9 protein-coding genes are annotated in these 9,362 nt (G+C 37.1%); all 9 read left to right on the top strand.

Annotation, left to right across the window (positions count from 1 at the left end; genetic code table 11):
* Window positions 1–29: 29 nt before the first annotated feature.
* The gene (locus SJY44_RS00655) at window positions 30–950 is read left to right on the top strand and encodes a type IX secretion system membrane protein PorP/SprF (protein ID WP_396590845.1); all 921 of its coding nucleotides are present in this window, start codon (window positions 30–32) and stop codon (window positions 948–950) included.
* A 1-nt stretch (window position 951) separates the two neighbouring features.
* A complete protein-coding gene (locus tag SJY44_RS00650) occupies window positions 952–2,901 on the top strand; it encodes an OmpA family protein (protein ID WP_396590844.1) in 1,950 nt (649 codons plus the stop codon).
* Window positions 2,902–3,061: 160 nt separating this feature from the next.
* Window positions 3,062–3,601 carry an RNA polymerase sigma factor gene (locus tag SJY44_RS00645; protein ID WP_396590843.1) on the top strand — a complete coding sequence of 180 codons (540 nt, stop codon included), beginning with the start codon at window positions 3,062–3,064 and terminating at the stop codon, window positions 3,599–3,601.
* Window positions 3,601–4,146, top strand: coding sequence for a hypothetical protein (locus tag SJY44_RS00640; RefSeq protein WP_396590842.1), 546 nt, complete (start codon window positions 3,601–3,603; stop codon window positions 4,144–4,146). The genes SJY44_RS00645 and SJY44_RS00640 overlap by 1 nt, the downstream gene beginning before the upstream one ends.
* Window positions 4,127–5,215 (top strand): hypothetical protein, encoded by a 1,089-nt coding sequence (locus SJY44_RS00635; protein WP_396590841.1) that lies wholly within the window; start codon window positions 4,127–4,129, stop codon window positions 5,213–5,215. The genes SJY44_RS00640 and SJY44_RS00635 overlap by 20 nt, the downstream gene beginning before the upstream one ends.
* A 105-nt stretch (window positions 5,216–5,320) precedes the next feature.
* Entirely contained in the window at window positions 5,321–5,980 is a 660-nt protein-coding gene (locus SJY44_RS00630) for a hypothetical protein (RefSeq protein ID WP_396590840.1), read from the top strand.
* Window positions 5,970–6,149 carry a hypothetical protein gene (locus SJY44_RS00625; RefSeq protein ID WP_396590839.1) on the top strand — a complete coding sequence of 60 codons (180 nt, stop codon included), beginning with the start codon at window positions 5,970–5,972 and terminating at the stop codon, window positions 6,147–6,149. The genes SJY44_RS00630 and SJY44_RS00625 overlap by 11 nt, the downstream gene beginning before the upstream one ends.
* Window positions 6,150–6,166: 17 nt before the next feature.
* Window positions 6,167–8,509, top strand: coding sequence for a TonB-dependent receptor domain-containing protein (locus SJY44_RS00620; protein WP_396590838.1), 2,343 nt, complete (start codon window positions 6,167–6,169; stop codon window positions 8,507–8,509).
* Window positions 8,510–8,525: 16 nt separating this feature from the next.
* Entirely contained in the window at window positions 8,526–9,359 is an 834-nt protein-coding gene (locus SJY44_RS00615; protein ID WP_396590837.1) for a GIN domain-containing protein, read from the top strand.
* The last annotated feature ends 3 nt before the right edge of the window (window positions 9,360–9,362 follow it).

Below are 9,362 nucleotides of genomic sequence, written 5' to 3'. Positions count from 1 at the left end.
GTATTAGAAACGTCAAAAAAACACAACGAATGAGAAAGCAATTACGATATACCTGTTTAATAACCTTACTGTTGGGAAGCTTTGTGGTTTCCGCGCAGCAAGATCCGCAGTTTACACAATACATGTACAATACGTTAAGTGTAAACCCGGCATACGCAGGTTCTCGTGGACACCTTACAGCACTTTTGATGCATCGTTCTCAATGGGTTGGAGTAAATGGGGCACCTACTACTCAGGTTCTGGCTGTTGATGGCCCAATGGGTAATAATGTAGGATTGGGTCTAGTACTCTCACACGATGCTTTAGGGCCCTCTTCCGAGGTTTTTGTGGATGCCAATTTTTCCTATACGGTAAAACTGGATGATACGGACAAGAAACTGTCCTTTGGCCTTAAAGGAGGAGGAAGACTGTTCAATGTGGATTTTTCCAAAGGGTTGGTAGAAAATCCAGATATTGCTTTTCAAAATAATATTGAAAACAAATTTTTTCCAACTATTGGTGCTGGTATTTATTATCATACAGCCAAAAGTTATTTAGGTCTTGCCGTACCTAACTTTTTCTCTCAAGATCATTATGACGGACAAGAACAGGAAATAGCTTCTGAAAGACTGCACTACTTTTTAATAGGGGGAAAGATCATTGATTTAACACCCGATATTAAATTTAAACCTGCCTTTTTTGTAAAATGGGTACCTGGAGCACCGGTCATTGCTGATATCTCAGCGAACGTCATGCTTATGGAAACTTTTACCGCTGGTCTTGCTTACCGCTGGGACGACTCTTTTTCCGCGCTTTTGGGGCTTCAAATATCCCCAGATTTAAGTGCAGGTTATGCTTACGATTTAACTACATCAGATTTGAGCAGCTATACCAGTGGAACACATGAAATATTCTTGCGATACGAATTTAAAACAGTGGAAAAAAGACTTAAATCCCCAAGATTTTACTAAGATGAAAACTATAAAAACCAACATAGTCATACTTTTTTCACTTATGGGGTGCATTGCGCAGGCCCAGTTAAAGTACAATGACGCCGATGCCAATTTTGATAATTTATTATATGTAAGGGCAGCAAATCAATATGAAAGTATTGTTCAAAAAGGAGACAATTCACAACATGTTTTACAGCGTTTGGGAGATGCCTATTTTTTCAATACAGATATGGAAAATGCCGCTAAATGGTATGGTGTTTTGTTTTCTAAATATGAGAATGTGCTAAAACCCGAACATGCCTTTAGATATGTTCACGCGCTAAAAGGAGTAGGTAATTATAAACTGGCCAAGGCCATTATGAAGATTTACACCCAAAAGCTTGATGCATCGGATTTTGAAGTAGAACAGTTAAAGAACAATGATGAAGCGTTGGACGAACTGTTGAACAGACAACCCCAATTCTATATTTCTAATTTGGCCATTAACACACCTGTGGCTGATTTTGGAACTATGTATTATAAAGATAAAATTGTTTTTTCTTCAAGTAGAGATTCGCTAAGGTTTGAAACCAGGGTTTATGAATGGAACAAACAGCCTTATTTGGATTTTTTCATGGCAGATACCAATGACCTTGGGTCAGATTTGGCTGATGTTGTCCCATTTTCAGAAATACTGAATACCAGATATCATGAAGCGGTTGCAACCTTTATTCCAGAAGGAAATGTGATGTATTTTACAAGAAATAATTACTCTAACCAAACCTTGGGCAGAGATGGCGAAGGGACCAACCATTTAAAAATGTACACTTCCCAACTTCAAGGAGGAGAATGGACAGTAGCTACTGAGGTTTCATTCAATAGTGAAGAATATTCTGTGGGCCAACCAGCTCTAAGTCCAGATGGACGATTCCTTTTCTTTGTTTCCGATATGCCAGGAAGCATAGGAGGCACTGATATTTTTATGGTAGAGCTTAATAAGGATGGTAGTTTTTCGCAACCAAGGAATTTAGGACCTACAATCAATACGAGTGGCCGGGAAATGTTTCCTTATGTAACAGGAGAAAAACTCTATTTTGCCTCAGATGGGCATTTAGGTCTTGGAGGGCTTGATATTTTTGAAAGTGAACTGGGACAAAATGGATTTGGAACTCCAAACAATTTAGGAAAGCCTTTGAATAGCAATAGAGATGATTTCGCATATATTGTTAATGAAGCAACAGATAGAGGTTACTTCTCTTCCAATAGAGAAGGAGGCAAGGGTGATGATGACATATATTCGTTTCAACGCTTTGAAGAAGCCTGTGAACAGACCGTAAAGGGTAGCGTAATCAGAAAGGCCAATGCACAGTCTATTGTAAATGTAAATGTTGAACTTGTCTTGGTAGATGGCACTTCCATAGGAAAGACAACTACAGATCCTTATGGAGCATTTAGTTTTGATATGGTTTTGGATTGCGAAGCGGAATACAACATCAAAATAAGTAAACGTGGCTTTTTGCCCAATGAAAAAGCATTTACCACCACTACAGAGAAAGACTTTGTAAATACCGTTCCGTTGGAGATTACCAAGGAACTAAACAAATTGATCGTGCGTGAAAATGGTGTGCTCAAAATTAAAATCGACAATATTTATTTTGATTTGAACAAAGCAGATATTCGCCCAGATGCGGCACAAGAATTGAACAAGATTGTTGAAGTGATGAAGGAATATCCTAAAATGGTTATTAAGGTAGAGGCGCATACAGATTCAAGAGGTAGTGATCGCTACAATGAAACCTTATCGGACAAAAGGGCAAAAGCTACAGGAAGTTATATTATTTCTCAAGGTATTGAGGCTAATAGATTAGAAAGTGCCATAGGCTACGGGGAAAAAGTATTATTGAACCAATGCGGGAATGGTGTTAAATGCACTAAAGAAGAACATGATGTTAATCGAAGGTCAGAGTTTATCATTGTAAAATTGGAATAATAGCTTAGAAAAAATAGAATTCTCAAAAAGCCTTCAACGAAAGTCGAAGGCTTTTTTTATTTAAAACAGGTACCAATGCAACCCTTTGATTTTTGAATTGTCTTTGGAATAGATGAATAAGGATTATTTTTAGCTGTCATTGAATAACCGTCCAGAATTTTTGGAAGCAAACGTACGTTTTACGCACCAAGCTTTGGTAGAACAGAGCAAACAAGGGAACAGGAATGCCCAACACCAGTTGTATGGGTTGTACGTGGATGCCATGTTCAATGTTGCCATGCGTTTATTGACGATTAGGGAGGATGCGGAAGATGTAATACAAGAGAGTTTTGTTGAGGCTTTTAAAAAAATGGATTCGTTTAGATTCGAAAGCACTTTTGGAGCTTGGTTAAAACGAATTGTGATCAATAGAAGCATCAACCATTTAAAAGCAAAGCGCTTATTGTTATCCTCTCTAGAAAATGAAGGGGAACCCGCTGAAGAAAATGAAATAGAAGGATCACAGGATTTTGAGATCGAAAAGATAAAGATAGGATTGGGTCAGTTACCGGAAGGATATAAGCAAATAATCACACTGTATCTGATAGAAGGTTATGATCATGTGGAAATTGGAGAAATATTGGGAATATCAACCTCAACCTCCAAGTCGCAATACCATAGGGCAAAAAAGAAACTAGTTCAAATTGTAAATGAATTGTAATGGACAATTTTGAAAAATATATTAAGAAAAATAAGGAAGCTTTTAATGTTCATAAAGTGGATAAGGATAAGCTTTGGCAAGGAATCACCTCTCAACTAGAGGAAGATGATAAGGTTAAGGTTATTCCTTTGTGGAAATCCCGTAAGCTTAGAGTTGCGGCTTCGATTATCTTATTAATGGGATTGTCGTTAACGGCCTTTTTAATGGTAGGCAATCCAGTTTCCCAGAGTATTGATGGCTATGCCAACGAAGAACTATTGGATATTGATATGTATTACAAAAACTTGGTTTATCAGCAAGTACAGTTGGTCAAAAACCATCCTACACTTGCAACAGAAGACAAAGAAGAGTTTTTGTCCTTTATGGATGAATTGGATGATGAATATGAACAGTTAAAGTTGGAAATGCAAAACAATTTGGACAATGAGCTGGTATTGGAAGCCATTGTAAACAATTATAAAAAACGCATTGAGTTGATTGAAAATTTACTCAAACAGATCAATGCTTCTAAAAATGAAATGGATTATGAAGGGTATATTTTATAAAAACACGGTTCTCTCCATACTGCTGTTTTGTCTTGCTACTGTTGCATGGGCACAGAGCGAGCGTTCTAAACAGTGGGAAAAAAGTTATGACCTTCCAGCTTCTGGAACTGTGCAGATAGAAAATAAATATGGTAACGTAGCTATCAATGGTTGGGATAAGGATGAGTTAAAGGTGTCCATATCTATAAAAGTAACGCACAGAAAGGATGAAAATGCCAAAAAATTACTGGATAGAATTCGACCAGAAGTAACCATGGCAGGAGATTTTATTAAAATAACTTCTGAGATTTTAGATAGAAGTTCCAGCGTATTTAGCAGATATTTTAACAAGGCAAATCCTTTTGATTTTGACAAATCCAATATTCAAATAGATTATGAGGTGTATTTACCTGCAAATGCTGAGCTTAACATTACGAACAAATTTGGTGATGTAATTATAGGCAATTGGTATGGGGATTTAGAGGCAGATGTTCAGCATGGAGATATATGGATCAATGAGGATATCTCGACCATAAAGGTGGACATGCGTTTTGGAAAATTGAATTGTGGTAAAATAGGTTATGGGAATATAAAAATGAGCAATGGCGGTATTGATATTGAGAATGCCCAGAAGTTGAAAATATTAAGTAGCGGGAGCGAGATAAAATTAGACGATGTATCCAACTTAGAGCTGTATTCTAGCAAAGATGAGGTGAATCTTTTTAAAATAGGGCGCTTACGAGGCGATTTTAAATTTTCCAATGTTGACATTAAAAGCATAAGTGATGAAATGTTTTTGACCCTTAGAATAGCTGAAGTAGAAATTCATCACTTCCTTAAACCCAATCCTGATATAGACATTGTTCAAGAGTCCTCAGATATAAATCTGAATATTTCTGGTCTATCATTTGATTTTAGTGCAACATTGGAACAAGGGCTTTTAAGGGTTCCAAAATCCTTTACTGGCATTAAAACAAATGTGACCAATGCCGGAAAAAAGATTAGGGACATTACCGCCACCTATGGCTCAGGAACACGTGGAGACTTTTCAATAAACGGAATAAAAGGAGTGATTGTGCTCACAGATTAAAAGTTCAGCATAGATCAAACTGAAAATAATTTGGAAAAAAAATTGACAAGCATGCAACCTTTTGCAATTATGATTGTCTTTAATGCGATAACCTAAACAAAAACAATGAAACAGAACATACTACTATTTTCTTTACTATTCTTTTGGTGTGTTTCTTGGGCTCAGGACCAAGAAGATAGCGGCTATATAGAATTTAATGACCGGAGTAATGTAGTACATGGGGTTTATCTGGGGCTCTCTACATATTATGGCGAAATAGATGGTAAGGACACCTATTTAGGGAGTGTAAAAGTTGCCTATGTGGCCAATAGAAAGTTTGAAGTTGGGTTTGTGGGAACATTTCTTTATTCAGAACAGGATAACTTCAGGACTACCAATGAAGATTTAATAGGGGCCTATGGAGGATTACACCTAGAGCCCATTCTTTTTAGTAAATCAGCCGTTAATCTTTCTTTTCCTTTACTGATAGGAGCAGGTGGAGTGGGTTACCTAGGTAACAATTTTGATGATCGGTTTGATGAGGATTTTGACGAAGATGACATTGATGCCGTTTTTGTTTTAGAACCTGGAATGAGCGTGCTTTTCAATATATCTAGATATCTGCAGTTGGAGGCAGGAATAAAATATCGTTTTTCAAGTAAACTGGATTTAGAGTTCAATCCTTTGTCAAGAATCAATGGTTTTTCTGGAGGTGTTGGAATAAAGGTTGGTGTTTTCAATATGGGAAGAAACAGATATAAAAAGCATTTAGGTAATGGAAAATAAATCAAAAAACAACGAACAATCAATAAACAAAGGCCTGTCATCGAGGTATGTGTTTTCAGAAAATGGAACTGTATTTGTTAGGAGCTCACAAAATTTGGAAGTAGATGATTGGTCCGTCATAAACTTCTTTTGGATGCCAGTATTGCAACTAGAAAAAGAACTTCGCTAACCAACCAAAGAGTAATTATGAAAATATCAAAAATTAATAGCCCTTTGTTCTTGGGCCTACTTCTTACATCCGTATTTCTGGGACATGGTCAAAATTTAACGCAAACTGTAAAAGGAAAAGTTACAGATATTGTTACAGGTAGTCCATTAATGGGTGCAACAATTGTTTTGATGGATTCTGAACCGCAACTAGGCGTAATCACAGATGCTCAAGGATTTTTTATTATGGAGAATGTACCCGTAGGACGACAATCTTTTAGCTGTAGTTATTTGGGTTATGAAGATGCTTTGGCTTCTGAGGTTTTGGTAGGCTCTGCAAAAGAAATAAGCCTGACGATTAGGCTAACTGAATCTTTAAATCAGTTGGGCGAGGTAGTGGTACAAGCACGCAAAGATCAGATTAAGCCCAACAATAAATTGGCAACCGTGAGCGCAAGGTCATTTGGGGTTGAAGAGGCCAAACGCTTTCCGGCAAGTATTAGCGACCCTGGTAGAATGGCACTTTCTTTTGCTGGCGTAACCAATACAGATGACACTACCAATGAGATAGTGATCAGAGGTAATGCGCCAAACCAGCTGTTATGGAAAATTGAAGGGGTTGAAGTGCCAGAACCCAATCACTTTTCTGAAGAAGGATATTCACCGGGAGCGGTAAGCTTGTTGAGCACCAATATGTTGGGCAATTCTGATTTTTTCACCGGAGCTTTTCCTGCTGAATACGGAAATGCTACTTCAGGGGTTTTTGATATTAAGCTACGAAACGGAAATGCTGAAAATACCGAGTATGCTTTTCAATTTGGGGTATTGGGAACAGATTTGGCTGTTGAAGGGCCTTTCTCCAAAAACTACAAAGGATCCTATTTGGTCAATTACCGATATTCTACTTTGACCGTTTTAAATGAAATCATAGAAGTTTCCGAAGGTTCAGTACCCACCTTTCAGGACATTGCACTTAAGATTAATCTGCCGATAGGAGAAAAGACCAATTTGTCTTTATGGGGAATTGGTGGGATAAGTGAAGATAACCAAGATAATGCTGATCAGGAAAACCCAATTATTGAAGAAGATGAATTGTTTGATTCAAAAACATATATGGGGGGACTCAATATCAAACATTATTTTAATACAAATACTTCAGTAGATGCAGCGCTGTCTTTTTCGGGTAATAGAAGTGATTATGTTTTCTCACTGGATAATACCACTAATGACAATTTCTTTGAGGAAAGGGATATTCTTAGAAATAATGCCTTTAGAATAAGTGCCAACCTCAATCAGAAGTTCAATGCAAAGACAACACTAAAAACAGGGTTTATCTATAGCAGATTGTCTTATGATGTGCTAACGGACGAAACCCAAAACACCAATACCACAACTTTGGTAGATGCAGAGGGCAATGGTACATTTCTTCAATTTTTCTCCCAAGCCAAATATCGGTTTGATGAGAAGTTCTCAACTACATTTGGACTTCATGTCTCTTCATTTTCTGTAAATGATGATTTTGTAGTTGAGCCAAGGGGAGGATTTGAATATAAAATTTCACCAAAGCATACCTTAAGTGCGGGAGTGGGGCTGCATTCTAGAAGAATGCCTTTGAACCAATACTTTATAGAAATTCCAGATGGTGATGGAAATATTAGAACACCGAATACCGAACTTGATTTAATGAGGGCCACACATTATGTGCTGGGCTACGATTGGCGTATTATAAAGAATGGGCACTTAAAAGTAGAAGCTTATTATCAGGATTTGAACAAGGTGGCGATAGCAAATAGCCCTGATTTCACGGACTCTTTTTTAAACGGTGTTTTTATTCAAGGAGAACTTACAGATTCTGGTAAGGCCAGAAATTATGGATTGGAATTTACACTTGAAAAATTCTTCTCAAACCAATATTATTTTCTGGTGACCAGTTCACTTTTTGATTCCCAATATCGTGCTGCGGATGGTAATTGGTATGATAGTAGATACAACGCCAATTACACTTTTAATGTTGTAGGAGGTAAAGAATTTAAGGCAGGAAAGAATGGCAACAACATTTTTGGAATCAATGCCAAAGTATTATGGAACGGCGGTAAAAGAGGAACGCCCATAGATTTGGATTTTTTTGATGAAACTGGACGTGTACGCCGGATACAAAACCAAAGGAACACCCTGCAGTTTGATGATTATTGGAGAATAGATACCAGTTTCTCATATAGAATTAACAGACCTAAAGTGGCCCATATAATTTCATTGGATATTCAAAATGTTACCAATAGACTCAATGTGGATGAGGAATTTTTCAACACCCAAACCAGGATGATTGAAACAGAATACCAATTGGAACTTTTACCACTACTGAATTACAGAATCGAATTTTAATCAAAAAACGAACATCATGATAAAAATCAAAAAAACCTTTGTAATTGCCCTGTTAGGCCTTGCAATAACGTCTTGTACAAATGAAACCATCAGAGTCTCAGATGAAGTGTCTACCCGCGAATACGACTTTGATAATATTACTGCCTTAACTGTGGCAACTGACTTTAAGGCATATGTTACTTTTTCTGAAACCGAAGAAAGCATGAGCATTCAAGCAAATGATAATCTGTTTAGAAAGATAAATGTTTACAAAGAAGGCGGAAGATTAACGGTCAAGTTGAATAACAATTTGAATGTTAGAGGAAAGGAAACCTTGAATCTCTACATTACAACACGGAATATCACCAATTTTAAGGCTTCCTCAGATGCTGCAATATTTTTGGACTCACCTCTTGAGACTCAAAATGTAACTATTGATTTGAGTTCTGATGCATATTTTGAAGGAGATATTACAGCGGATAATTTTGAATTTAGGGGCTCGTCAGATAGTAAAGCAGTTATTTATTTAAAGGCGACGGATGCCTATATGAATCTATCTTCCGATGCAGATTTGGACGGGGAATCAGACGTGGAAAAAGCTATTGTTAAACTATCGTCAGATGCAGAAATAGATCTAATGGGGACAATAAGAAGTTTAGATGCGACGCTCTCTTCTGGAAGTAATTTAAAAGAGTATGGACTAGAAGTGCAGGATTTAAAAATTTCATTGTCATCTGACAGTGATTCGTACCTTTCAGTTTCCAATACTATAGATGTTACGGCAAATTCAGGCAGTAAGCTGTTTTATAAAGGAGATGCGGAAATTATTAGACAGATATTGTCCAGTGATGGGAAGGTTATCAAAAAATAGCCT

The sequence above is a fragment of the Allomuricauda sp. R78024 genome (assembly GCF_044596045.1).
Taxonomy (GTDB): domain Bacteria; phylum Bacteroidota; class Bacteroidia; order Flavobacteriales; family Flavobacteriaceae; genus Flagellimonas.
Note: the sequence above shows the minus strand (reverse complement) of the source record. Positions and strands in the feature narration are given on the sequence as shown.

Coding starts and splice junctions, on each gene's coding strand:
- SJY44_RS00655 (WP_396590845.1), top strand. CDS start 30: ATGAGAAAGCAATTACGATATACCTGTTTAATAACCTTACTGTTGGGA.
- SJY44_RS00640 (WP_396590842.1), top strand. CDS start 3,601: ATGGACAATTTTGAAAAATATATTAAGAAAAATAAGGAAGCTTTTAAT.
- SJY44_RS00615 (WP_396590837.1), top strand. CDS start 8,526: ATGATAAAAATCAAAAAAACCTTTGTAATTGCCCTGTTAGGCCTTGCA.
- SJY44_RS00630 (WP_396590840.1), top strand. CDS start 5,321: ATGAAACAGAACATACTACTATTTTCTTTACTATTCTTTTGGTGTGTT.
- SJY44_RS00635 (WP_396590841.1), top strand. CDS start 4,127: ATGAAGGGTATATTTTATAAAAACACGGTTCTCTCCATACTGCTGTTT.
- SJY44_RS00625 (WP_396590839.1), top strand. CDS start 5,970: ATGGAAAATAAATCAAAAAACAACGAACAATCAATAAACAAAGGCCTG.
- SJY44_RS00650 (WP_396590844.1), top strand. CDS start 952: ATGAAAACTATAAAAACCAACATAGTCATACTTTTTTCACTTATGGGG.
- SJY44_RS00620 (WP_396590838.1), top strand. CDS start 6,167: ATGAAAATATCAAAAATTAATAGCCCTTTGTTCTTGGGCCTACTTCTT.